Origin of the sequence: Streptomyces poriticola, from assembly GCF_036689765.1 — a bacterium.
In the GTDB taxonomy this organism is placed as follows: Bacteria; Actinomycetota; Actinomycetes; order Streptomycetales; family Streptomycetaceae; genus Streptomyces; species Streptomyces poriticola.
This window is the reverse complement of sequence record NZ_JBAGKH010000028.1, coordinates 24,496-48,645: the sequence shown is the minus strand read 5'-3', so window position 1 is coordinate 48,645 and position 24,150 is coordinate 24,496. Positions and strand designations below refer to the sequence as shown.

The 24,150-nt window shown below is 70.8% G+C and carries 23 protein-coding genes and 1 riboswitch; of the genes, 9 read left to right on the top strand and 14 right to left on the bottom strand.

Annotation, left to right across the window (positions count from 1 at the left end; translation table 11 throughout):
• The first annotated feature begins 56 nt into the window (after positions 1 to 56).
• The gene (locus V5O46_RS25980; RefSeq protein ID WP_332887126.1) at positions 57 to 302 is read left to right on the top strand and encodes a hypothetical protein; all 246 of its coding nucleotides are present in this window, start codon (positions 57 to 59) and stop codon (positions 300 to 302) included.
• On the opposite strand, the gene V5O46_RS25975 is transcribed toward V5O46_RS25980, so the two are convergent.
• The 6 genes from V5O46_RS25975 to V5O46_RS25950 form a co-directional block, all read right to left on the bottom strand.
• Positions 215 to 1,228, bottom strand: a complete 1,014-nt coding sequence (locus V5O46_RS25975; protein WP_332887125.1) for a ribonucleotide-diphosphate reductase subunit beta — start codon at positions 1,226 to 1,228, stop codon at positions 215 to 217. The genes V5O46_RS25980 and V5O46_RS25975 overlap by 88 nt on opposite strands.
• Entirely contained in the window at positions 1,228 to 3,609 is a 2,382-nt protein-coding gene (locus V5O46_RS25970; RefSeq protein WP_332887124.1) for a ribonucleoside-diphosphate reductase subunit alpha, read from the bottom strand. The genes V5O46_RS25975 and V5O46_RS25970 overlap by 1 nt, the downstream gene beginning before the upstream one ends.
• A 121-nt stretch (positions 3,610 to 3,730) precedes the next feature.
• A riboswitch (cobalamin riboswitch) is annotated at positions 3,731 to 3,873 on the bottom strand.
• A gap of 89 nt (positions 3,874 to 3,962) precedes the next feature.
• Positions 3,963 to 4,469, bottom strand: a complete 507-nt coding sequence (locus tag V5O46_RS25965) for a GNAT family N-acetyltransferase (protein ID WP_332887123.1) — start codon at positions 4,467 to 4,469, stop codon at positions 3,963 to 3,965.
• Between the two features lie 83 nt (positions 4,470 to 4,552).
• Positions 4,553 to 6,166: a monocarboxylate uptake permease MctP gene (gene mctP / locus V5O46_RS25960; protein ID WP_332887122.1), complete on the bottom strand. Its 1,614-nt coding sequence runs from the start codon at positions 6,164 to 6,166 to the stop codon at positions 4,553 to 4,555.
• Entirely contained in the window at positions 6,163 to 6,420 is a 258-nt protein-coding gene (locus V5O46_RS25955) for a DUF3311 domain-containing protein (protein ID WP_332887121.1), read from the bottom strand. The genes mctP and V5O46_RS25955 overlap by 4 nt, the downstream gene beginning before the upstream one ends.
• 140 nt (positions 6,421 to 6,560) lie before the next feature.
• Positions 6,561 to 7,334: a GntR family transcriptional regulator gene (locus V5O46_RS25950; protein ID WP_332887120.1), complete on the bottom strand. Its 774-nt coding sequence runs from the start codon at positions 7,332 to 7,334 to the stop codon at positions 6,561 to 6,563.
• Between the two features lie 452 nt (positions 7,335 to 7,786).
• On the opposite strand from V5O46_RS25950, the gene V5O46_RS25945 reads away from it, so the two are divergent.
• From V5O46_RS25945 to V5O46_RS25930, 4 genes are all read left to right on the top strand, one after another.
• A complete protein-coding gene (locus V5O46_RS25945) occupies positions 7,787 to 9,088 on the top strand; it encodes a sugar ABC transporter substrate-binding protein (protein ID WP_332887119.1) in 1,302 nt (433 codons plus the stop codon).
• 135 nt (positions 9,089 to 9,223) lie between these two features.
• Entirely contained in the window at positions 9,224 to 10,216 is a 993-nt protein-coding gene (locus V5O46_RS25940; protein WP_332887118.1) for a carbohydrate ABC transporter permease, read from the top strand.
• Complete coding sequence (locus V5O46_RS25935; RefSeq protein ID WP_332887117.1) at positions 10,213 to 11,097, top strand: carbohydrate ABC transporter permease; 885 nt, start codon at positions 10,213 to 10,215, stop codon at positions 11,095 to 11,097. Before V5O46_RS25940 ends, V5O46_RS25935 begins: the two co-directional genes overlap by 4 nt.
• A 9-nt stretch (positions 11,098 to 11,106) precedes the next feature.
• Complete coding sequence (locus tag V5O46_RS25930) at positions 11,107 to 12,594, top strand: glycoside hydrolase family 3 protein (RefSeq protein WP_332887116.1); 1,488 nt, start codon at positions 11,107 to 11,109, stop codon at positions 12,592 to 12,594.
• A 111-nt stretch (positions 12,595 to 12,705) separates the two neighbouring features.
• Here V5O46_RS25930 and nagB read toward each other — a convergent pair whose 3' ends face one another.
• Both nagB and V5O46_RS25920 read right to left on the bottom strand, forming a co-directional pair.
• On the bottom strand, positions 12,706 to 13,491 hold the full coding sequence (gene nagB / locus V5O46_RS25925) for a glucosamine-6-phosphate deaminase (RefSeq protein WP_332887115.1): 786 nt from the start codon (positions 13,489 to 13,491) through the stop codon (positions 12,706 to 12,708).
• Positions 13,492 to 13,632: 141 nt separating this feature from the next.
• Positions 13,633 to 14,385 carry an SDR family oxidoreductase gene (locus V5O46_RS25920; protein ID WP_332887114.1) on the bottom strand — a complete coding sequence of 251 codons (753 nt, stop codon included), beginning with the start codon at positions 14,383 to 14,385 and terminating at the stop codon, positions 13,633 to 13,635.
• A gap of 97 nt (positions 14,386 to 14,482) precedes the next feature.
• Here V5O46_RS25920 and V5O46_RS25915 point away from each other — a divergent pair, with 97 nt between their 5' ends.
• Positions 14,483 to 15,127: a TetR/AcrR family transcriptional regulator gene (locus V5O46_RS25915; RefSeq protein ID WP_408649060.1), complete on the top strand. Its 645-nt coding sequence runs from the start codon at positions 14,483 to 14,485 to the stop codon at positions 15,125 to 15,127.
• A gap of 428 nt (positions 15,128 to 15,555) precedes the next feature.
• On the top strand, positions 15,556 to 17,022 hold the full coding sequence (locus tag V5O46_RS25910) for a sensor histidine kinase (protein WP_332887162.1): 1,467 nt from the start codon (positions 15,556 to 15,558) through the stop codon (positions 17,020 to 17,022).
• 213 nt (positions 17,023 to 17,235) lie between these two features.
• Here V5O46_RS25910 and V5O46_RS25905 read toward each other — a convergent pair whose 3' ends face one another.
• Positions 17,236 to 17,493: a WhiB family transcriptional regulator gene (locus V5O46_RS25905; protein WP_029383210.1), complete on the bottom strand. Its 258-nt coding sequence runs from the start codon at positions 17,491 to 17,493 to the stop codon at positions 17,236 to 17,238.
• 320 nt (positions 17,494 to 17,813) lie between these two features.
• Complete coding sequence (locus tag V5O46_RS25900) at positions 17,814 to 18,782, bottom strand: diacylglycerol/lipid kinase family protein (protein WP_332887113.1); 969 nt, start codon at positions 18,780 to 18,782, stop codon at positions 17,814 to 17,816.
• Between the two features lie 117 nt (positions 18,783 to 18,899).
• Here V5O46_RS25900 and V5O46_RS25895 point away from each other — a divergent pair, with 117 nt between their 5' ends.
• Positions 18,900 to 19,355, top strand: coding sequence for a hypothetical protein (locus V5O46_RS25895; protein ID WP_332887112.1), 456 nt, complete (start codon positions 18,900 to 18,902; stop codon positions 19,353 to 19,355).
• Between the two features lie 12 nt (positions 19,356 to 19,367).
• On the opposite strand, the gene V5O46_RS25890 is transcribed toward V5O46_RS25895, so the two are convergent.
• From V5O46_RS25890 to V5O46_RS25880, 3 genes are all read right to left on the bottom strand, one after another.
• Positions 19,368 to 20,471 (bottom strand): RNA polymerase sigma factor SigF, encoded by a 1,104-nt coding sequence (locus tag V5O46_RS25890; protein WP_332887111.1) that lies wholly within the window; start codon positions 20,469 to 20,471, stop codon positions 19,368 to 19,370.
• 17 nt (positions 20,472 to 20,488) lie between these two features.
• The gene (locus tag V5O46_RS25885; protein WP_332887110.1) at positions 20,489 to 20,902 is read right to left on the bottom strand and encodes an ATP-binding protein; all 414 of its coding nucleotides are present in this window, start codon (positions 20,900 to 20,902) and stop codon (positions 20,489 to 20,491) included.
• A gap of 257 nt (positions 20,903 to 21,159) precedes the next feature.
• Positions 21,160 to 21,420: a UBP-type zinc finger domain-containing protein gene (locus V5O46_RS25880; RefSeq protein WP_332887109.1), complete on the bottom strand. Its 261-nt coding sequence runs from the start codon at positions 21,418 to 21,420 to the stop codon at positions 21,160 to 21,162.
• Positions 21,421 to 21,506: 86 nt separating this feature from the next.
• Here V5O46_RS25880 and V5O46_RS25875 point away from each other — a divergent pair, with 86 nt between their 5' ends.
• Positions 21,507 to 23,102, top strand: coding sequence for a Na+/H+ antiporter (locus tag V5O46_RS25875; RefSeq protein ID WP_332887161.1), 1,596 nt, complete (start codon positions 21,507 to 21,509; stop codon positions 23,100 to 23,102).
• Positions 23,103 to 23,152: 50 nt separating this feature from the next.
• Here the strand turns inward: V5O46_RS25875 and V5O46_RS25870 are convergent, their stop codons facing one another.
• Positions 23,153 to 24,046, bottom strand: a complete 894-nt coding sequence (locus tag V5O46_RS25870) for a 1-aminocyclopropane-1-carboxylate deaminase/D-cysteine desulfhydrase (protein ID WP_332887108.1) — start codon at positions 24,044 to 24,046, stop codon at positions 23,153 to 23,155.
• Positions 24,047 to 24,150: the final 104 nt, after the last annotated feature.

Sequence of the window (24,150 nt, the reverse complement as noted above, 5' to 3'; positions counted from 1 at the left end):
CACTACGGCAGTCCTGCCACTGCCGGTCAGGGGCGTCGGGTCCGACAGTGGTGTCCATGACCGCAGACCAGACACCGGCACTGACCGGCACGCTCGTGGCCCTCGGGATCCTGGCCCTCCTGGTCCTGCCCTCGCTGCCCGGCATCGTGCGCGACCTGCGCATCGACCGCCAGCTCGGGAGGGCCCAGGAGGACCGGGGGAAACCGGAGCGGGCTCAGAAGTCCTCGTCCAGGTCGACGGTGCCCTCCACCGCCACCTGGTACGCCGACGGGCGCCGCTCGAAGAAGTTGGTCAGCTCCTGAACACCCTGCAGCTCCATGAAGGAGAAGGGGTTCTCGGAGCCGTACACCGGGGCGAAGCCGAGCCGCATCAGCCGCTGGTCGGCGACACACTCCAGGTACTGCCGCATCGACTCGGTGTTCATGCCCGGCAGGCCGTCACCGCACAGATCGCGCGCGAACTGCAGCTCGGCCTCGACGGCCTCCTTCAGCATGTCGGTGACCTGCTGCTGGAGTCGGTCGTCGAAGAGCTCCGGTTCCTCCTTGCGGACGGTGTCCACCACGTCGAAGGCGAACGACATGTGCATCGTCTCGTCCCGGAACACCCAGTTGGTACCGGTCGCCAGACCGTGCAGCAGTCCCCGGCTGCGGAACCAGTACACGTAGGCGAAGGCGCCGTAGAAGAACAGGCCCTCGATGCACGCGGCGAAGCAGATCAGATTGAGCAGGAAGCGCCGGCGGTCGGCCTGCGTCTCCAGGCGGTCGATCTGCTCGACCGAGTCCATCCACTTGAAGCAGAACTCGGCCTTCTCCCGGATGGACGGGATGTTCTCCACCGCGTCGAACGCGGCGGCCCGGTCGTCCGGGTCGGGCAGGTAGGTGTCCAGCAGCGTCAGATAGAACTGGACGTGCACCGCCTCCTCGAACAGCTGCCGGCTCAGGTAGAGCCGCGCCTCGGGGGAGTTGATGTGCTTGTACAGCGTCAGCACCAGGTTGTTCGCCACGATCGAGTCGCCCGTCGCGAAGAACGCGACCAGCCGGCCGATCATGTGCTGCTCGCCGGGGCTCAGCTTCGCCAGGTCGGCGACGTCGGAGTGGAGGTCGACCTCCTCGACGGTCCAGGTGTTCTTGATGGCGTCCCGGTAGCGCTCGTAGAAGTCCGGGTAGCGCATCGGACGGAGGGTGAGCTCGAAGCCCGGGTCGAGGAGATTGGCGTTACGGGGACTCATTACTGGCAGGCCTCACAGGACTCGGGGTTCTCCAGGGAGCAGGCGACGGCCTCGGGGTCGGCCGCCTGCTGGGCGGGGATGGGGTTCTCGGACTGCGTCCGGCCCTGCGCCGCGCGGGCGATCCGGGTCGCCGGGCGGGAGCGCAGGTAGTACGTCGTCTTCAGCCCGGACTTCCAGGCGTAGGCGTACATCGAGGAGAGCTTGCCGATGGTCGGCGTCTCCATGAACAGGTTGAGCGACTGGGCCTGGTCCAGGAATGCCGTACGGGCCGCGGCCATGTCGATCAGGCCGCGCTGCGGGATCTCCCACGCCGTGCGGTACAGCCCGCGCACGTCCTCGGGGATCCAGGCGAACTCCTGCACCGAGCCGTTGGCCTCGCGCAGCGCCTCGCGGGTACGGGCGTCCCACACGCCGAGCGCCTTGAGGTCCTGCACCAGGTACGAGTTGACCTGGAGGAACTCACCGGACAGCGTCTCGCGCTTGAACAGGTTGGACACCTGCGGCTCGATGCACTCGTAGACACCGGCGATCGAGGCGATCGTGGCGGTCGGCGCGATCGCCAGCAGCAGGGAGTTGCGCATGCCTACGGAGGCGATCCGCTCACGCAGCGCCGCCCAGCGCTCCGGCCAGGTCAGCTCGACGTCGTAGTGGTCGGGGTGCAGCACACCGCGGGCGGTGCGGGTCTTCTCCCAGGACGGCAGCGGGCCGTTGCGCTCGGCGAGGTCGGCGGAGGCCTCGTAGGCGGCGAGCATGATGCGCTCGGCGATCCGGGTGGACAGCGCCTTCGCCTCGGGGGAGTCGAAGGGCAGCCGCAGCTGGAAGAAGACGTCCTGCAGGCCCATCGCGCCCAGGCCCACCGGGCGCCACCGGGAGTTGGAGCGGCCCGCCTGCTCGGTCGGGTAGAAGTTGATGTCGACGACGCGGTCGAGGAAGGTCACGGCGGTGCGGACGGTGTCGTCCAGCCGCTCCCAGTCGACGTCCTGCGCGGCCGGGTCGACGAACGCGCCCAGGTTGACCGAGCCCAGGTTGCAGACCGCGGTCTCGCCGTCGTCCGTGACCTCCAGGATCTCCGTGCAGAGGTTGGAGGAGTGGATGACGTGACCCGGCTCCGCCGTCTGGTTGGCGGTGCGGTTGGCGGCGTCCTTGAACGTCATCCAGCCGTTGCCGGTCTGCGCCAGGGCGCGCATCATCCGGCCGTACAGCTCGCGGGCGGGCAGCGTCTTCCTGGCCAGCCCCGCGGCCTCCGCCTTGCGGTACGCGGCGTCGAACTCCTCGCCCCACAGGTCGACCAGCTCGGGCACGTCGGACGGGGAGAACAGTGACCACTGGCCGTCCTCGGCGACCCGGCGCATGAACTCGTCCGGCACCCAGTGCGCCAGGTTGAGGTTGTGGGTGCGCCGGGCGTCCTCGCCGGTGTTGTCCCGCAGCTCCAGGAACTCCTCGATGTCGGAGTGCCAGGTCTCCAGGTAGATCGCGGCGGCGCCCTTGCGCCGGCCGCCCTGGTTCACCGCGGCGACCGAGGCGTCCAGTGTCTTCAGGAACGGCACGATGCCGTTGGAGTGCCCGTTGGTGCCGCGGATCAGCGAACCGCGGGAGCGGATGCGGGAGTAGGACAGCCCGATGCCGCCGGCGTGCTTCGAGAGGCGGGCGACCTGGTGGTAGCGCTCGTAGATGGAGTCCAGCTCGTCCTTGGGGGAGTCCAGCAGGTAGCAGGACGACATCTGGGGGTGCCGGGTGCCGGAGTTGAACAGCGTGGGGGAGGAGGGCAGATAGTCCAGGCGGCTCATCAGGCCGTAGAGCGCGGCGACCTCGTCCACCGAGCGGGCCGTGTCGTCCTCGGCGAGTCCGGAGGCGACGCGCAGCAGGAAGTGCTGGGGCGTCTCGACGACCTTGCGGGTGATCGGGTGCCGGAGCAGATAGCGACTGTGCAGGGTGCGCAGCCCGAAGTAGCCGAACCGGTCGTCGGCGGCCGGGTCGATCAGCGCGTCCAGCCGGGCGGCGTGCAGCCGCGCGAACTCGGCGGTGCGGTCGGCGATCAGGCCCTCGCGGTGGCCGACGGCGACGGAGTCGGTGAAGGTGACGACGCCCTGCGAGGCGGCCTCGGCCCGGATGCCGATGGTGAGCAGCCGGGCGGCCAGCCGGGAGTACGCCGGGTCCTCGGAGATCAGACCCGCCGCCGCCTCGGTGGCCAGCTCGCGCAGCTCCGACTCGTCCGCGCGGGCGGACCGGCCGCGCAGCGCGGCGGCGGCGACCCGGCCGGGGTCGGCGTCGGGAAGGTCGGCGGTCAGCCGGGTCAGGGTCCGCAGCAGGGCGGCACCGGGCCCGTCGCCTTCCTCGGTCACCGGGGTCGCTGAAGCCGGGTCGGCTGGCGCGATGGTCACTGGGGCTCTCCCTCGCTCGGCACGGGGCCTGGCGGAGGGCAGGGGGCGGCACGGGCGCCCGCGGCGCCGCGTCCACCGGCCCGATTCCACGAGGCCCGGACGTCTCTGCACCCGGGCCGGACGGCCGGGTGCACTGTCGGCAGGTCCTCGGACTGAACCAAGTGCGCGCATCACGCGGGTACGCGAAAAACGCACAAGTACACCGTTGCGGGACAGTTCCGGATTCGCACCGGATTCCCCTGCGGCGACAGCGAGCACGAGCATACATCTTGTGCCGGGCCCCGGTGTCACCCCCAGATGTTGTGTCCGGGTGGTGTGTCGCAGTGGTCCCGTATGCCGTTGCCGCCCTGGTGTCAGAGCGTCAGCTCGTAGGCGAGGAGCGTGATGTCGTCGACCTCCGGCAGGGGGTTCCAGTCGCGCGCGGGGGTGCGGACGAAGCCCAGCCGCTCGTAGATGCGGTGCGCGGAGTGCATCGAACGCTGGGTCGACAGCACGAGCCGCACGCAGCCCGGCACCTCTCTCGCGCGGTCCGCGCAGGCGCGCACCAGCGCCTCCCCGGCGCCCCGGCCGCGGGCGGTCCGGTCGACGGCGAGCATCCGTATCTCGGCTTCCCCGGGTCCGGCGATGTCGGCCATCGGCCCGCCGGACGGCACGAAGGTGACCCCGCCGAGCAGCTCCTCGCCGGCCACCGCGACCAGTACCTCGGCGGCTGCCGCCCGCTTCGCCACGTCCCGCAGCTCGCGCAGGTAGCCGTCGCTCTCCCCGAAGTCGAGGAGGCCGTCCTGGAGGTAGGCCTGAGCGGTGATCTCGCCGACGGTGCGGTACTCGGCGGGGGCCGCCCGCCGGATGACGATGTCCATGGAGCCGAGTCTGCCCGACGGGTACGACAACGGGCCGCCGGATTTCCCGGCGGCCCGTCGGCAGTGTGCGGGCTGGGACAGCCCTAGTGCGACGACGATCCCGCCGTGGCCGGCGGCAGCTCGACCTGCACGCCCGGGTCGCCGGCGTCCGCCGTGTAGTCCTCGGGGCTGGTCTCGTCGGGGCCGTCGGGTGCCTTCAGGGCCCGCAGGACGACGGTCAGGACCACGGTGACGACGATGTTCAGCACGAACGCCGTGAGACCGATGTAGCCGATCTCACCGATGCCGGGGATCTCCTTCGAGGAGCCGCCGAAGTGCTTCTGCGTCGGCGAGGAGACCCCGTAGGCGGCGAGTGTGCCGTAGATCATGCCGACCGCCCAGCCGGCGAGCAGCGCCCAGCGGTGGAACCAGCGGGTGAACAGACCGCCGACGAGCGCCGGGAAGGTCTGCAGGATCCAGATGCCGCCGAGGAGCTGGAAGTTGATCGCCACCGTCTTGTCCATGCCCAGGACGAAGACCAGGGCACCCACCTTCACCAGCAGCGACACCAGTTTGGAGACCCGGGTCTCGTCCTTGGGCGTGGCATCCGGCCTGATGAAGTCCTTGTATATGTTGCGGGTGAACAGGTTCGCGGCAGCGATCGACATGATGGCCGCCGGGACCAGGGCGCCGATGCCGATGGCGGCGAAGGCGACGCCGGCGAACCAGGCCGGGAACATGTTCTCGAACAGCTGCGGGATCGCCAGCTGCCCGTTCTCCACCGTCACCCCGGCCGCGATGGCCATGAAGCCCAGCAGGGCGAGCAGGCCGAGCATCACCGAGTACAGCGGCAGGATCGTGGTGTTGCGCCGGATCACCTCACGGCTGCGCGAGGACAGCGTCGCGGTGATCGAGTGCGGGTACATGAACAGCGCGAGCGCCGAGCCCAGTGCGAGGGTCGCGTACGTCCACTGGCTCGCCTCGGTCGGGACGAGGCCGCCCTTGCCGGTCTCGGTGAACTTGTCGCCGGCCGCGGCGAAGATGTCGTCGAACCCGCCCAGCTTGATCGGGATGTAGATGATCGCCACCGCGATCACGATGTAGATCAGTGTGTCCTTCACGAACGCGATCAGTGCGGGGGCGCGCAGACCGGACGAGTAGGTGTACGCCGCGAGCACACCGAAGGCGATCAGCAGCGGCAGGTCCTTGATGAACCAGTTGGTGTCCTCGCCCCCGCCGATCCCCATCACGTCCAGCACCGCCTGGATGCCGACGAGCTGGAGCGCGATGTATGGCATCGTTGCCAGGATGCCGGTCACCGCCACCGCCAGGGACAGTCCCCGGGAGCCGAACCGGCCGCGCACGAAGTCCGAGGTCGTCACGTAGCCGTGCTTGTGGGAGACCGACCACAGGCGGGGCAGGAAGGTGAAGATCAGCGGGTAGACCAGGATGGTGTACGGCACGGCGAAGAAGCCGGCCGCTCCCGCCGCGTAGATCGCCGCCGGTACGGCCACGAAGGTGTACGCGGTGTAGAGGTCGCCGCCGAGCAGGAACCAGGTGACCCAGGTGCCGAAGGAGCGTCCGCCCAGGCCCCACTCGTCGAGGCTGTGCTCGTTCTCCGCCTTGCGCCAGCGTGCGGCGAGGAAGCCCATCACGGTGACGAGCACGAAGAAGAAGACGAAGACGCCGAGCGCGACGCCGTTCACGCCGTCGTTCACTGCCCGCCACCTCCCCGGCGGGCGCGCTGGTCACGCTGCCACAGCTTGTAGGCGACCATCGTCAGCGCGGTGGAGATGACCACCCACGCCATCTGGTACCAGTAGAAGAACGGGATGCCCGCGAACTCGGGGTCGGTCTTCGCGTACGAACCGACCCACATCATGGCCACGAACGGTGCGGCGAGGCAGAGGCCGATGACGACGCGCACGGGCGTCACCACCGGCCCTCTGTTCGCCTGTGGGGCTTGTGACATCCTGCGGCTCTCCGTCCCCTCGGTGATCACCCGGTGCGATGCGCAGGCAATCTAGGTGACGGCGCCATGACAGCGAAAGCCCTCGTCCGCATATCGGTACCGCTTTTCCGCGGGTCCGCCACGCGATTTCCGCGGGTCCGCTACGCGCTCTCCTCCTCGGGCCGCTTCAGCCGTGCCACGAACTTGTAGCGGTCGCCTCGGTAGACCGACCGCACCCACTCCACCGGCCGGCCCTCCCGGTCCAGCGAGTGCCGGGAGAGCATCAGCATCGGCAGGCCCACGTCGGTGCCGAGCAGCCCGGCCTCGCGCGGGGTGGCCAGCGAGGTCTCGATGGTCTCCTCGGCCTCGGCGAGATGGACGTCGTACACCTCGGCCAGCGCCGTGTACAGGGAGGTGTACTTGACCAGGCTGCGGCGCAGCGCGGGAAAGCGCTTGGCGCTCAGGTGGGTGGTCTCGATGGCCATGGGCTCGCCGTTGGCCATGCGCAGCCGCTCGATGCGCAGGACCCGGCCGCCGGTGGCGATGTCCAGCAGCCCGGCGAGCCGGTCGTCGGCGGTGATGTAACCGATGTCCAGCAGCTGCGAGGTGGGCTCCAGGCCCTGGGCGCGCATGTCCTCGGTGTACGAGGTGAGTTGCAGCGCCTGGGACACCTTGGGCTTGGCGACGAAGGTGCCCTTGCCCTGGATCCGCTCCAGCCGGCCCTCGACGACCAGTTCCTGCAGGGCCTGGCGCACCGTCGTGCGGGAGGTGTCGAACTCGGCGGCGAGGGTGCGCTCGGGCGGTACCGGTGTGCCCGGCGCCTGCGTCCGGGTCATGTCGAGCAGATGCTTCTTCAGTCGGTAGTACTTGGGCACGCGCGCGGTACGGACACTCGTCCCACCCTCGTTCTCCGCACTGCTGACGTCGGTGCTCATCGTCTGCCTTCCCGGCTCCGGTGCCGAAGCGACCGACATCCACAATCGGCCACGGCTCACATCGTGGCACGGCATCGTACGCGGTGTTTCCGCACGCTCCGTGATCCCCTCTGTATACCCGCGGGTCACTCGTTGGTCTAGTCCATCGCGCCGCGTGGCCCCCGCTGGTCTGCGCGAACTGGTCCGGACCGGCGAGGTGCCGCACTCCCGGTGGTATACCCGCCCGGCGATGATCCGTTCCGCCGCTTACGGAATGAAAGGTCCCTGCATATCTCGGTCGGATCACGGACGAGAGGTGCGCCGTTGCACACCCTTGACAGCCCTATTGGTCTGGGCCAAGCTCCCGGTACTGGTCTACACCATTGGTCCAGGTCCCGGCCCCAGAGGCGGTAACGCGTCGTCGAACACCGCGGGGAGGCAGGGGGGTTTGTGGCATCCCTGAGGAGGGTGGCGTGAAGCGCAGGCTTATATCCGCGATCGGTGTCGCGGGCATGATGATATCGCTCGCGGCGTGCGGGGGGTCCGACGACAAAGCGTCCGAGCAGGACCCGAAGGACCGCAAGGGCGAACTCACCGTCTGGCTGATGGTCGACGCCCAGAGCAGCTGGCCCGAGCTGGTCGACCAGGCCAACGCCGATTTCAACAAGAAGTACCCCGGCGTCAAGGTCAACGTGCAGTACCAGCAGTGGGCCGACAAGACCAAGAAGCTCGACGCCGCGCTGTCCGGCGACAGCTTCCCCGACGTGGTCGAGCTGGGCAACACCGAGACGATGACCTACATCCTCAACGGTGCCCTGGGCGAGATCGACCCCAAGAAGTACGACAACTCGGACACCTGGATCAAGGGCCTCGCGGACACCTGCTCCTACGAGGGCAAGATGTACTGCGTCCCGTACTACGCCGGTGCCCGCGTGGCCATCTACAACAAGGACATGTTCAAGGCCGGTACCGGCTCCGACCAGATGCCGGGCACCGAGGCCGAGCTGCTCGAGGCGCTCGACAAGGTCCAGGACAAGTACAAGAGCGACAACGCCTTCTCCTCGCTCTACCTGCCCGGCCGCTACTGGTACGCCGCCATGTCCTACGTCGCGGCCTACGGCGGCCAGATCGCCACCTACGACGAGGGCGCCAAGGAGTGGAAGGCCTCGCTGTCCACGCCGGAGGCGCAGCAGGGCATCCAGCACTTCGTCGACCTGGTCGAGAAGTACAACAACGGCGACCAGACCAAGGACGAGCAGGACCACGCCAACGTCATGGCCAACGAGAAGGCGGCCCTGCTCTACGGCAACGGCTGGGAGGCCGGCAGCGTCGTCGACGGCGAGGCCAACGGCAACCCGGAGCTGGAGGGCAAGATCGCCACCGCGGGCATGCCCGGCCCGGAGGGCAAGACCCTGCCGTCCTTCATCGGCGGCTCCGACCTGGCCACCATCTCCAAGTCCGACAACCAGGACCTGGCGCAGGACTGGATCTCGATGTTCACCAGCGAGAAGGCCCAGGCCGCGCTGGCCGCCAAGGACATCCTGCCCAACAACACCGAGCAGCTGGAGCCGCTGAAGTCCAAGCCGGAGACGGCACCGATCGCCAACGCGGTCCCGGACGCCTGGTTCACCCCGATCGCCCCCGGCTGGGCCGCGGTCGAGAAGAAGGAAACCCTCGAGACGATGCTGCTCGACATCCTCAAGGGCACGTCGGTCGCCGACGCCACCAAGAAGGCGGACGAGGAGATCAACTCACTGATCAACGAGACCGCCTGAGCCACGGGCGACCCTCGTCGACCTCCGGTGCCTTGTCCGGCCGTCCGGCCGGACAAGGCACGTCGGGTGGGCCGGCCGCCCCGGGCGGGCCGGCCCCCGCCCCGATGCAGATCCCTCGAACGGAAGGCCAGCACAGTGAGTGCCGCCGACATCAAAGCAGCCGAACCGGAGGTGTCCGCCCCGCAGGCGAACCCCGGTGGCGGCCCGGCACCGTCCCCCTCCCGGCGGAGCCGCTGGACCAACGGTCCGCTGCTGCCCTACCTGCTGATCGCCCCGGCTGTCGTGGCACTCGCCTCGGTGTTCGTCTGGCCGCTGATCAAGACCGTGATCATGTCCTTCCAGGACGTGGGCCGACGGGAGCTGTGGACGGGGGACGCCGCCGAGTGGGTCGGCTTCGAGCAGTTCACCAACATCCTCGGTGACGGCGAGTTCTACGACGTCCTGTGGCGCACCGTCCTCTTCATGGTCGTCTGCGTCGTCACCACCATGGCCGTCGGGCTCTTCCTCGCCCACTCCATGCAGCGCATGTCCAAACCCTTCCGGCTGCTGCTGACCGGTGCGCTCATCGCCGCCTGGTCGCTGCCGCTGCTGGTCGCCACCTCGATCTTCCGCTGGTTCGCCGACTCCGACTACGGCGTCGCCAACATGGTCCTGACCGAGTACCTGGGGCTGGACTTCCAGGGCCACAACTGGTGGCTCGACCCCAAGCAGGGCTTCCTCATGATCGGCGCCGTGGTGGTGTGGGGAGCGGTGCCGTTCGTCGCGATCACCCTGTACGCCGCGCTCACCCAGGTGCCGGCCGAACTGGAGGAGGCCGCGGCACTGGACGGCGCCGGGCGCCTCGGGATCTTCCGCTATGTGACCTGGCCGGTGATCAAGCCCGTCTTCCAGATGGTGGCCACGCTCTCGGTGATCTGGGACTTCAACGTCTTCGGCCAGGTCTTCCTGATGCGCGGCAACAAGCCGGAGCCCGAGTACAACCTCCTCGGCCTCTACTCCTACGAGAAGGCCTTCGAGTCGAACTCCTTCAGCCAGGGCGCCGCCATCGCGCTGATCACGGTGCTCCTGCTGTCCGGCGTGGCCGTCTACTACCTGCGCCAGCTGCTCAAGATCGGAGAGGTCGAGTGAGCGACACGACCGCCACGACCGCCACGGACGCGCCGGTCACCGGTTACCGGCCCGACCGCAGAAAGCGCAGCCGGCACCTCTACAACGCCGTCGGAGCCGTCGCCTTCGTGGTGATGGCCTTCCCGGTGTACTGGCTGGTGGTCAGCGCCCTGCGCCCCAACCGGGAGATCCGGTCCTACGACCAGAAGCTCTGGCCGACCTCGATCACCTTCGACAACTTCCAGCGGGCCATCGACCAGCCGAACTTCGGCACCGCCATCCAGTCCAGCCTGATCGTCTGCGTCACCGCCGTCGTCGGCGGCATGGTGCTGGCCACCATCGCCGCCTTCGCCATCGGACGCTTCCGGTTCGCCGGCCGCAAGGTCTTCATGATCGCGCTGCTGGTGGTGCAGCTGCTGCCGCCCACCGCCATGCTCATCCCCCTGTACATCCAGCTCAACGACCTGGGGGCGATCAACGAGTACTGGGGCGTCATCGTCATCTACCTGGTCTCCACGCTGCCCTTCGCCACCTGGATGATCCGCGGTTTCGTGGTGAACATCCCGGTGGAGCTGGAGGAGGCGGCCATGGTGGACGGCTGCTCCCGGATGTCCGCCTTCTGGCGGGTGATCTTCCCGCTGCTCGCCCCCGGACTGGCGGCGGCGTCGATCTTCTCGCTGATCAACGCGTGGAACGAGTACCTGCTCGCCTACATCGTGCTGCAGGACAACGAGAAGTACACGCTCAACGTGTGGCTGATGAACTTCACCACCTCCCGCGGCACCGACTACGGAGCCCTGATGGCCGCCTCCACGCTGATCGCGATCCCGGTCGTCGTGTTCTTCATGATCGTCCAGAAGAAGATGGCCGCCGGCCTCACCTCCGGCGCCGTGAAGGGATAACGCCGCCCGATGACAACGCTCGCCAGTGGTACCGACACCCTCACCCGCGACGCGCTGACGGTCCTCCAGCCCGGCTTCACCGGCACCACCGCCCCCGACTGGCTGCTGCGCCGCCTCGGTCAGGGCCTGGCCTCCGTCGGCCTGTTCGGCCGCAACATCGCCTCGCCCGAGCAGCTCGCCGCGCTGACCGCCCAGTTGCGCGCCGAGCGCGACGACGTACTGGTCGCGATCGACGAGGAGGGCGGCGACGTCACCCGCCTGGAGGTGCGCACCGGCTCCTCCTTCCCCGGCAACCACGCGCTCGGCGCCGTGGACGACGAGGCGCTGACGCGGGAGGTGGCCGCCGAACTCGGGCGCCGCCTCGCGGCCTGCGGGGTGAACCTGAACTGGGCGCCGTCGGCCGACGTCAACGCCAACCCCGACAATCCGGTGATCGGCGTGCGGTCCTTCGGCGCCGACCCCGGCCTGGTCGCCCGCCACACCGCCGCCTACGTCACCGGTCTGCAGTCGGCGGGCGTGGCCGCCTGCACCAAGCACTTCCCCGGCCACGGAGACACCGCCGTCGACTCCCACCACGCGGTGCCGCGCATCGACGTGGACCCGTCCGTGCTGGCCGAGCGCGACCTCGCCCCGTTCCACGCGGCCATCGCCGCCGGGACGCAGGCCGTGATGAGCGCCCACATCCTGGTCCCGGCCCTGGACCCGGGGCGCCCGGCCACCCTCTCCCGCCGGATCCTGACCGAACTGCTCCGCGGTGAACTCGGCTACGAGGGGCTGATCGTCACCGACGGCATGGAGATGCAGGCCATCTCCGGCACCTACGGCATCGAGCGCGGCAGCGTCCTGGCCGTCGCCGCCGGTGCCGACGCGATCTGTGTGGGCGGAGGGCTCGCCGACGACGAGACCGTACGGCGGCTGCGCGACGCCCTGGTCGACGCCGTGCGCACGGGGGCGCTGCCCGAGGAGCGGCTCGCCGACGCGGCCGGCCGGGTCCGCCGGCTGGCCCGCTGGACGGCGTCCGCCGTCCCGGCCGGCGCGGCGGCGTCCGCCGGGAGCGATGTCGGCCTGCGTGCGGCCCGCCGGGCCCTGCGGGTCTCCGGCGCCGCTTCCGCGGGTGCGCTCACCGAGGCGCCCTTCGTCGCGTCCTTCACCCCGGTGGCGAACATCGCCGTCGGCGACGAGACGCCCTGGGGCGTCGCCGCCGAACTCGGCCGGCTGCTCCCCGGCACGGAGACCGGCAGCTTCACCGGGGCCGGCGCCGGGCCGGAGGCGCTGGCGGCGGCCGGGAAGCGCCGCATCGTGGCCGTCGTCCGCGACGAGCACCGGCACCCCTGGATGGCGGCGGCCCTCGACACGCTGCTGGAGGCCCGCCCCGACACCGTGGTGGTCGAGATGGGCGTCCCCCGGGCAGAGCCCCGCGGCGCCCTGTATCTCGCCACCCACGGCGCGGCCCGGGTCTGCGGCCGGGCGGCGGCGGAGGCGCTCGCCGGCGGGTAGCGCCGGGAGGACCGCCGGTCGACGCGCAGGCGACCGGTACGACGAGGCGCCGGCCCCCCTCGGCAGGGGCCGGCGCCTCCGTCGGTCAGCGTGTCCGGGAGCGTGCCCGGGTCAGATCCCCTGCCACTCGGGCTTGTCGGCGTAGGTGTGCCGGAAGTAGTCGGCGAGCTTCAGCTTGGCCGCGGCGGCCTCGTCGACCACCACCGTGGCATGCGGGTGGAGCTGGAGCGCGGAGGCGGGGCACACCGCCGCGACCGGTCCCTCCACCGTCGCCGCGACCGCGTCCGCCTTGCCCTCGCCGGTGGCGAGCAGCACCAGGTGACGGGCCTCCAGGATGGTGCCGATGCCCTGCGTGATCACGTGGTGCGGCACCTGGTCGATGTCGCCGTCGAAGAAGCGCGCGTTGTCCACCCGGGTCTGTTCGGTGAGCGTCTTGATCCGGGTCCTGGAGGCCAGCGATGAGCACGGCTCGTTGAACCCGATGTGCCCGTCGGTGCCGATCCCCAGCAGCTGCAGGTCCACCCCGCCGGCCTCTGCCAGCGCACGGTCGTAGGCCTCGCACGCCCCCTGCACGTCCGCGGCCGTGCCGTCGGGCCCCATGAACGCGTCCATGCCGATCCCGAGGGGCTCCAGCACCTCGCGCCGCAGCACCGAGCGGTACGACTCGGGGTGCTCGGCCCGCAGGCCCACGTACTCGTCGAGCTGGGCGATCCGCGCCGCCGCGGTGTCCACCGCGCCCGAGCGCACCTTGGCCGACAGCGCCTCGTACACGGGCAGCGGCGTGGAGCCGGTGGCCACCCCGAGCAGGGCGCCGGGCTTGCGCCTGAGCAGCTGGGCCATGGCCTCGGCGATCAGCTCGCCGCCCGCCTCGGCGTCCGGGACGATGACAACTTCCACGCTGGCCTGCCGTTCTGAAGAAGGGACTCGAGGACACCCGGAAGGGGCTGTGTGGTTTAGACCAATCTAACAGAGTGGGGTCCCGCGTCCCAGGTTTCCGGCCGCCCGTCCCGGCCGCCATCGCTGCGGCGGCTGCGGTGCCTACGTGAGCGAACCTCCCGTCGCGTCCACCCAGCTCCCCGTGACCCAGCGGCCCGCGTCCGAGGCCAGGAACGCCACCACGTCGGCCACCTCGGCGGGGCTGCCCACCCCGCCCAGCGCGGAGAGCGCCGCCGCGCTGGCCCAGCCGTCCGGGCTCCCGTGCAGCGGCTCGGCCGTGTTGTCGGTGTCGATGATGCCGGGAGCCACGGAGTTCACCGTGATGCCGCGGGCGCCCAGCACCTTGGACAGGTCGCGGGAGAGCACGTCCAGCGCTCCCTTCGTCATCGCGTACGCCATGTTGGCCGGCATCGCCGCGGTGCGTGCGAGGCCCGAGGAGACGTTGATGACCCGGCCGCCGTCGCGCAGCCGACTCATGCCGTGCTTGACGAGGAAGAAGGGTGCCTTCACGTTCACCGCGAAGACCCGGTCGTACTCCTCCTCTCCTATCTCCTCGATCGGGCGGGTGCTGCCGATGCCCGCGTTGTTCACCAGGATGTCCAGTCCGTCCGCATGCCGGTCGAACCGTGCCCACAGTGCTGCGGCGTCGCCCCGGGCGCCCAGCTCGGCGCCGATCGCGAACGCCGAGCCGCCCGCCGCCTCGATCGCGGCAACCGTCTCCTTCGCCGCCGCCTCGCTCCTGCCGTAGTGCACCGCGACCCGCGCGCCGTCGCGCCCCAGCCGCTCGGCGATGCCCCGCCCGATGCCCCTGCTCGCCCCCGTGACCAGAGCCGTCCTGCCCGTCAGCACGCCCATGCCTGCGCCCCCTTCGCATTTCTCTAGCAGTCGCTACAGAAATGACGGTAGCGCAGGCCGCCGACATTTTTCTAGTGTCCGCTATAAAATGCACTCCATGGTGACCGGTGGCAGCGCGAGCGACAGCAGGAGCGGCGGCATGGCGGGGCGTCCGCCCAGGCCCCGTGGCCGCCCCCGCTCGTTCGACCGGGCGACCGCTCTGGAGCGGGCTCTCCTGGCCTTCTGGGAGCGCGGTTACGAGGCCACCTCGGTGGCCGAGCTGACCCGTGTCATGGACATCGGCGCCCCCAGCCTCTATGCCGCCTTCGGGGACAAGCGCTCCCTGTTCGACGAGGTCGTCCAGGTGTACGGCGCGCTGTACGGCTCCTTCGGCGAGCGCGCCCTGGCCGAGGAGCCGACGGCGCGCGCGGCGGTCGGGCGGATGCTGCGCGAGGCAGCCGCCGAGTACACCGCCCCCGGCCGGCCGCACGGCTGCCTGGTCATCCATGCCGCCGCCAACTGCTCCACCCCCGCGGTCGAGGAGTCGCTTCGGGAGCGGCGCAACGCGAACATCGCGGCGTACGAGCGGCGCATCCGGGCCGACGTCGCCGCCGGCGTCCTGCCGCCGGACACCGACGCCGCCGCCCTCGCCCGGCACACCGGTGCAGTGATCCAGGGGATGTCCCAGCAGGCGCGCGACGGCGCGACCCGGGCGGAACTGGAGGCGGTCGCCGAAATTGCCCTGGCCGTCTGGCCCCGCTGATGAGCCGACGGGGTTAGGCTTTCTGCCGACCGCCCGAGTCCGACCGTCCGGGCCCGGCCGCCCGGCCTCCGGGTGGCCGGCAGAGCATGACAACGACAAACACCGTCCGCCGCATGGACAGGGATAGTGGTCTAGTCCACAATGGTCTCCGTGCGAGGCGAACACCGATCCTCCGCCTTCCCCGCACAGGAGGGCGGACCGAGGAACCGGAGCTCTCTGCCCTGACTGCCCCGGCTCCTCGACCTTCGGCCGACCGGGACCGCACACCCCACGGCCGATATTGCTCCGGGCTGCGGTGCCGGGAGGGTTGAGGGTCCCTCTCAGGCGCCGCGGCCCGCGGGTGTTCCCGGGCCCCGGGCGCTCACGGCCCCGCCGGCTGGTTCCGAACGCTGTCCGAGCCGCCAGGTACGCTCGGCCACGTGCCCTCCATGAACGAACTCGTCCGCCAGCACACCGCCCTCGACGACTCCGACCTCGAGTGGCTCCATCTGCTGGTCTCGGAGTGGCAGCTCCTCTCCGACCTCTCCTTCGCCGACCTCGTCCTGTGGGTCCCCACCCGCGACGGCACCCGGTACGTCTCGGTCGCCCAGATGCGTCCCAACACCGGCCCCACCTCCTACCAGGACGACATGGTCGGCCACCTGGTCCCGCGTGGCCGCCGCCCGATGCTGGACGCCGCCCTGGACGAGGGCCGGATCGTGCGCGAGGGCGACCCGGAGTGGCGTGAGGAGGTCCCGGTCCGTGTCGAGTCGATTCCGGTACGGCGCCAGGGCCGCGTCCTCGGGGTGATCGCCCGCAACACCAATCTGCTGACCGTGCGCACCCCGAGCCGCCTGGAGCTCACCTATCTGCAGAGCGCCTCGGACCTGGCGCAGATGATCGCGGCCGGCGCCTTCCCGTTCGAGAACCAGCAGGTCGACATGGACGCCTCGCCCCGCGTCGGCGACGGCCTGATCCGGGTCGACGCGGACGGCATCGTCCAGTACGCGTCCCCGAACGCCCTGTCCGCCTACCACCGGATGGGCCTGGCCGCCGACCTGGTCGGCCACCACCTGGGCAGCACCACCGCCGAACTCGCCCCGACCCGCGGCCCGGTGGACGAGGCGCTGGCCAAGCTCGCCAGCGGCTGGGCGCCGCGCGAGTTCGAGATCGAGGCGAACGACGGAGTGATCCAGTTCCGGGCGATCCCGCTGAAGCCCAAGGGCACCCGCATCGGCTCGCTGGTGCTGCTGCGGGACGTCACCGAACTCCGCCGCCGTGAGCGCGAGTTGATCACCAAGGACGCCACCATCCGGGAGATCCACCACCGGGTGAAGAACAACCTCCAGACGGTGGCCGCCCTGCTCCGCCTCCAGGCCCGCCGCATCGAGTCCGAGCGAGGACGCGAGGCCCTGGAGGAGGCGGTCCGCCGGGTCGGCTCCATCGCGATCGTGCACGAGACGCTCTCACAGAACCTCGACGAGCGGGTGGAGTTCGACGACATCGCCGACCGGGTCCTGGCGATGGTCGCCGAGATCTCGCCCGGCAAGGTCACCGGCCGCCGCACCGGACGCTTCGGCATCCTGGACGCCGAGGTCGCCACCCCCCTGTCGATGGTTCTGACCGAGGTGCTGCAGAACGCGCTGGAGCACGGCTTCCGGCAGGGCGACACCGGCACCGTCGAGGTCGCGGCGCTCCGCGGCGGTACGACGAAGGAGGCCCGCCTGCTGGTCACCGTCCAGGACGACGGAGTGGGCCTGCCGGCGGACTTCGATCCGCGCCGCTCGGGCAACCTCGGGCTGCAGATCGTGCGCACCCTGGTGGAGGGCGAGTTGGGCGGCACCTTCGACATGGTCCCGGCCCCGGACCGCGGCACACGGGTGATCCTGGACATCCCGGTGCCGTCGCGGAAGTAGGGCAGGTCTCCGGGCGGGATCGGGGGCGGCCGTGCGCGCGCAGCAAAAAGCCCCGGATCGTCGGCGATCCGGGGCCGATGCTCGCTGCTTCAAGCTGCGCGTTGGGGGTACTGCGCGCTGCGGCTCGGGGGCGGGGTGTGCGTACGCGCGTCTACGAAGTGATGCCGTGAGGCATACGCGCCGCCAAGCTCAGGCTGTTGCGGGGCGGGTGGGTCAGGCGGAGGCCTGACGGGCCCGGTTGCGGGCGGCGCGGCGCTTCATGGCACGGCGCTCGTCCTCGCTGAGACCACCCCAGACGCCGGAGTCCTGACCGGACTCGAGCGCCCACTGCAGGCACTGCTCGATAACCGGGCAGCGACGGCAGACGGCCTTGGCTTCCTCGATCTGCAGCAGCGCAGGACCGGTGTTGCCGATGGGGAAGAAGAGCTCGGGGTCTTCCTCGCGGCAAACGGCGCGGTGACGCCAGTCCATGGCTGCTACCTCTCCTTGGTGTTACATGCAGGGATGCTTGTGAATGTGAACGCTTTCACGAATCCCTCAACAAGGGAAGGGCCTACCGCCAGGTCGCCCTGGCGTGGTCCTTGGTTTGATGAGGGATTCCGGTGATCTGTGGGGGCCGGTGTTGCGGGCCGCCCCGATCGCCACGTAGAGACTCGCAAACCTCAGCGGCGGATACAACCCCTTCCGGAAAGTTTTTTTTGATTCTTCGGTGTCGGCTAGGTCACAGCCGTACTTCCATGGGGTGGATCCTGGCCTAAACGTTCGAGTGAAAGGACTTTCGCCCCTTCTGCTCACACAATCACACGCAGTGCACGGCGTACGCCTGTGAACGTCACGCTGGTTCGCAGCCCCAGGTGGTCACCGTCCATTTGGAGGGGCAGCGGCACCTTCGAATGCAAGGTGAACTCGGTCAGATCGTGCAGCGAGACGGCATGCTTGCCGCGGGGGCCACGCTCGGGGGACGAAGTGAGCAACTGGGTGCCATACCGGGCGACCGCGGCCGTGGACAGCCGGCTGAGACCGAATACGTCGAGCCCGGTGTCGAACGTGGCCGACGGCGACGCATAGATCGGGCGATTGCCCAGGAATGTCCACGGCGACGTGTTGGAGACTATGGACAGCACCAGGTCGGTGACCGGGTCCTCGCCGGCCCGCTCCAGGGTGATCGTCCCGCTGCGGCGGTGCGGCTCGCCGAGCAGCTGGCGCACCACCTGCCGCACATACAAGGCGTGCGTCGACCTCCTGCCGCGCTCGCGGTGCTGCTCGACCCGGCCGACCACACCGGCGTCGAAGCCGAGTCCGGCGTTGAACGTGAACCAGCGGCCCGGCACCGCCTCGTCCTCCGAGCCGGCCGTGCCCGAGGCGAGTCCCAGCCCGACCGTGCGCTCCCGGCCCTCGCGCAGCGCGTCCAGCAGGGCGCCGGTGGCCTCCACCGCGTCGTTGGGCAGCCCCAGGGCACGGGCGAAGACATTGGTGGAACCGCCGGGGACCACCGCGAGACCGGGCAGATGCGCCGGGTCGGGGCCGGCGTGCAGCAGGCCGTTGACCACCTCGTTCACCGTGCCGTCGCCGCCGAGCGCCACCACCATCTCGATGTCGTCGCTCTGCGCCGCCTGCCGGCCCAGGTCGCGGGCGTGCCCGCGGTACTCGGTGGTGACTGCCTCCAGCTTCATCTCGCTGGCGAGCGCGTGGATCAGCACATCGCGCGTACGCGCACTCGTGGTGGTTGCCGCCGGATTGACCACGAGAAGTGCACGCATGCGTTGCAGGGTACCTACTGGGCGGTACCCGGCCCAGTGCGAGGTGGGGTATCGGTCGCCGGACGGCGCGTGAGGCTCGGCACGGGCGCCCACGGGTGTGCGGGCTACCCTGCTGGGGTGACCACTGAGCAGAACCCCGCCTCCGAAGCCGCCGCACCCGCCGACGCGGAGGGCCCCCGCCCCGGCCGGCTGACCGGGGCCGCCGCCCTCGCCGGGCTGGAGGGCCTCGGCCTCGTCGCCGGTGGTGGCTGGATGCTCGTCGCCGGGCTCACGGGCCACCCGGACGACCGGACCGCGGCGGTCACCGGAGGGGTCACCCTGATCGCCCTCGCACTGCTGCCGCTGCTCGCCGCCCGCGGGCTGCTGGCCCGCCGCGGCTGGAGCCGGGGCCCGGCCGTGATCACGCAGATCCTGGCACTGCCCGTGGCCTACAACCTGCTGCAGGCCGACAGCATCGCCATCCCGGCCGGGATCGTGCTCGGGGTCGTCGCCGTCACGGCACTGGTGTTGCTGGTGAACCCCGAGACCACCCGGGCCCTCGGCATCCGGGGGCCCGGCGACGCATCGAAGTAGCGCCCGGGGAACCTACTCCTCGACCAGCAGCTTCTCCCGCAGCTGCGCCAGGGTGCGGGCCAGCAGCCGGGAGACGTGCATCTGGGAGATCCCGACCTCCTGTGCGATCTGCGACTGGGTCATGTTGCCGAAGAAGCGCAGCAGCAGGATCCGTTTCTCCCTCGGCGGCAGATCCTCCAGCAGCGGCTTGAGCGATTCCCGGTACTCCACGCCCTCCAGCGCCTCGTCCTCGGCGCCGAGGGTGTCGGCCACCGCCGGGGACTCGTCGTCGGTGTCGGGGACGTCCAGGGACAGCGTGGAGTACGCGTTGGCGGACTCCAGCCCCTCCAGGACCTCCTCCTCCGAGATCGCCAGCTTCTCGGCGAGCTCGTGGACCGTGGGGGAGCGTCCGTGCAGCTGCGACAGCTCCGCGGTGGCCGTCGTCAGGGCCAGGCGCAGCTCCTGCAGCCGGCGCGGCACCCGCACCGCCCAGCCCTTGTCGCGGAAGTGCCGCTTGATCTCACCGACGACGGTCGGCGTGGCGTAGGTGGAGAACTCCACGCCGCGGTCCGGGTCGAAGCGGTCGACCGACTTGATCAGCCCGATGGTGGCGACCTGCGTCAGGTCGTCCAGTGGCTCCCCGCGGTTGCGGAAGCGGCGGGCGAGGTGCTCCACGAGCGGCAGATGCATGCGGACCAGCTGGTTGCGCAGTTCCGCGTACTCCGGACTGTCCTTCTCCAGCCCGCGCAGCTGGGCGAACAGGGCCCGCGCCCCGCTGCGGTCCCGCGGGTCGTGGTGCGTGCCCGGCACGCTCCGCGCGCGTGGCGCGCCGTCCTCGGAGTTTCGCTCGTGCTCGCTCATCGTCCCCGTAGCCCTTTCCGGAGCCCTCGCCTCCGCTCGGCCCGGCCGGACCGGGGCGGCCCCGATCCGTCCGTCCGCAGGCGCGCTCTGCACGGCACCGCTCCGGTCCCCGCCGTGCCGCCCGCCGCCCGGGATGCCCGCCTCCGCGGTGTCCTCGGGGTGCGGGCGGGCCTGCTCGGGGATGGCCTCGATGCCGTCCGGCGTGCCCCGGGCCGCGCCCGGCGCGCGTGTGCCCCCGGCCGGCAGCTCCCGTGTGCCGCGCTCTTCGTCACGCACCGGCCCGTCCCCGTCCCTCACGTCGGCCCGGGTCCCGCGCCGCGCTGTTTGTAGAGGCTGATCGAAACGGTCTTGTCCTCGTCGACGGCGGAGGAGACCTTGCCCGCGAGGGCGGACAGGACGGTCCAGGCGAAGGTGTCCCGCGAGGGGGCGTGACCGTCCGTGGTCGGCGCCGATACGGTGACCTCGAGCGAGTCGTCGACAAGCCGGAAGATGCAGCTGAGGACCGAGCCCGGCACGGCCTGCTGGAGCAGGATCGCGCAGGCCTCGTCCACCGCGATGCGCAGGTCCTCGATCTCGTCGAGGGTGAAGTCCAAACGGGCAGCGAGGCCGGCCGTCGCCGTACGCAGCACCGACAGGTAGGCACCCGCAGCGGGCAGCCGGACTTCCACGAAGTCCTGGGTCGCGGGCTCGCCTGCGATCTGGGACACCCTCACCTCCAAGGTGGTACAAGCGTTTCAGGGCCGAGGGTCACCCCTCGGGTAACGCGGTGACGCGATACGTGGTTCTGCCGTGACGTTATCGCGCTCGGAACTTTCCTGTCCCCGAGACCCCAGCCCCTTGCCGTCACTCATAGTAAACACATGAACACGCACAGTGGCTAGGGGTCGGGCGGGCCCAAATCGGAAGAGCGCGCGCCGGGTTGACGTACCCAGACGTCAGACGGTCGAACCGTCCCGGATCCGGGTCACACGAGTACGTGGTCCACGAAACACCACCGCCACTCCTCACCTGGCTCGAAGCTCCGCATCACCGGATGCCCGGTCTCCCTGTGGTGCCTCGACGCGTGCCGCCGCGGCGAGGAGTCGCAGCAGCCGACGTGACCGCAGGTGAGACACAGCCGCAGATGCACCGGCTCGGTACCCTCCGCCCGGCACTCGGGACAGCTGTCCGTCAGCGGCGCGGGTTCCGGGTGCGGCAGCGCGTCGGCGTGCGTGCACTGTTCCATGCGTGCCAGGTTACGACGGGTGCGCGGAAGGCCGCCGCAGAAAGCCGCACAGGACAGCCGTGCGGAGCACGAGACGGGCGAGGGCGATGGACGTGATGCCGCTGCTGTTGCTGGTGGCGGGCAGTGCCGCGATCGCCGCCGCCGGCCGGCGCACCCCCGTGCCGGCGCCGCTGCTGCTGGTCGCGGCCGGGCTGGCGGTCAGCTACATCCCCGGCGTCCCGGAGTACCGGCTCGACCCGCACATCGTGCTGCCGCTGCTGCTGCCCCCGCTGCTGCACACCGCCGCCACCGACAGCTCCTACCTCGATCTGCGGGCCCAGCTGCGGCCCGTGGCGCTGCTGTCCGTCGGCTACGTGCTCTTCGCCACGCTCGCGGTCGGCTGGGCCGCCCACGTGATCGTGCCCGGTCTGCCGCTGACCGCCGCCCTGGTGCTCGGCGCGGTGATGGCGCCGCCGGACGCCGTCGCGGCCACTGCCGTCGCCCGCCGGGTGGGGCTGCCCTCCCGGATCACCACGGTCCTTCAGGGCGAGTCCCTGGTGAACGACGCCACCGCGATCACCGCCTACCGGGTGGCGGTCGCCGCGGCCGTCGGCGAGGGCACCACCTGGGCGGGCGGGATCGGCGAGTTCCTGGTGGCCGCGGTCGGCGGCATCGGCGTCGGCCTGGTGCTGATGGTGCCGCTGCAGTGGCTGCGCACCCATGTGAGGGAGGCGCTGCTGCAGAACACCCTCTCGCTGCTGATCCCGTTCGTCGCCTACGCCGCGGCCGAGCAGGTGCACGCCTCCGGGGTGCTGGCGGTGGTGGTGGTCGCCCTCCATCTCGCCCACCGCGCGTGGCAGGTCGACTTCGCCATCCGCCTCCAGGAGGACGCGGTCTGGAAGATGGTCGCGTTCGTGCTGGAGTCGTCCGTCTTCGCCCTGATCGGACTCCAGCTGCCGGTCGTCCTCCGGGGCCTCGGGGACTACGCGGTCGGCGAGGCCGCCGGGTACGCACTCGCCCTCTTCCTGGTCGTGGTCGCGGCCCGGTTCGTGTGGGTGTACCCGGCCACGTTCCTGCCCCGGATGCTGTCGGCCCGCATCCGCGCGCGCGAGCCGAACCCCACCTGGAAGGCGCCCTTCGTCGTCGGCTGGGCCGGCATGCGCGGCGTGGTGTCGCTGGCCATCGCCTTCTCCGTCCCGATGACCGTGCACGGCGGCGAGCCCTTCCCCGAGCGCAACCTCATCCTGTTCCTGACCTTCACCACGGTGATCGGCACCCTGGTCGTCCAGGGCATCACCCTGCCCTCGCTGATCCGCCTGCTGAAGCTCCCCGGACGCGACGCGCGGGCCGAGACGCTCGCCGAGGCCAACGCCCAGGCGCAGGCGTCCCGGGCCGCCGAGCAGCGTCTCGACGAACTCCTCGCCGACGAGCGCAACACCCTCCCCGATCCGCTCGCCGAACGCCTGCGCACGGTGCTGGAGCGCCGCCGCAACGCCGTCTGGGAGCGGCTCGGCCAGACCAACCCGGTCACCGGCGAGTCCGCCGACGACACCTACCGGCGGCTGTCCCGCGAGATGATCGCGGCCGAGCGCGAGGTGTTCGTCCGGCTCCGCGACGCCCGCCGCATCGACGACGAGATGCTCCGCACCCTGCTGCGCCGCCTGGACCTGGAGGAGGCGGCCGCGTACCGGGAGACCGCCTGAGTTCCGCCCGAGTTCCGCGACCGGGCAGCCGTCAGGGGAACGGGCGGCCGTCAGGGGAACGGGCGGCCGGTGACGACCGCGGCCAGCGTCGTGCCGCGCGGGAAAGCGCCATCCTCCGTCAGGGTGAGCAGCGCGTGCAGCAGCTTGGCGACGTAGAGACGCTCCACGGGCAGACCGTGGCGGTCCCCGAAATCCTCGGCGAAGGCGTCGAGCCCGGGGGAGACGCGTCCGTACCCGCCGCCGTGGAAGCGGTCGTCCACCCGCCAGTCGCCGCGCGGACCGCCGAAGGCCTCCTGCTGGAGCCGGCACACCTCGCCCGTCAGGAAGCCGCCCCGAAGCACGGCGACCCCGAGCGCCCGCTGACCGGGGCCGAGCCCCGCGGCCAGCCCGGCGAGCGTGCCCCCGGTGCCGCACGCCACGGCGACGACGTCGGCCCGCGCGCGCAGCTCCTCGCCGAGCGCCCGGCAGCCACGCACGGCCGGGGCGTTGCTGCCGCCCTCGGGGACGACGTGGGCGCCGGACGCGCCGCACGCAGTCAGGATCGCGGCGAGCGTCCCGGGATCGGCCTTGTGCCGATAGGTCGATCTGTCGATGAAGTGCAGGCGCATCCCGTCGGCGGCGCAGCGGGCCAGGGAGGGGTTCCGCGGCCGGTCCGCCAGCTCGTCGCCGCGCACCACGCCGACCGTGCGCACCCCGAGCAGCCGGCCCGCCGCGGCGGTGGCGCGCAGATGGCTGGAGTAGGCGCCGCCGAAGGTGAGCACCGGGCGGCCGGCCGCGGCCGCCAGGTTGGGGACCAGTTTGCGCCACTTGTTGCCGACCAGCTCCGGGTGGACGAGGTCGTCGCGCTTGAGGAGCAGCCGGACGCCGTGCCGGCCGAAGCGCGCGTCCCGCACCTCCTGCACGGGCGAGGGCAGGCGCGGCTGAAGGACGTCCAGGCGGGTCACGCCACCATTGTCGAACACCCGCTCACGCCGGTGTCGAACAGCCGCCCCCTTTCGCAGGTCCCGGATCCGTCCGGGCCCCGAGCGCTACGACGTGTTCGAAGCAG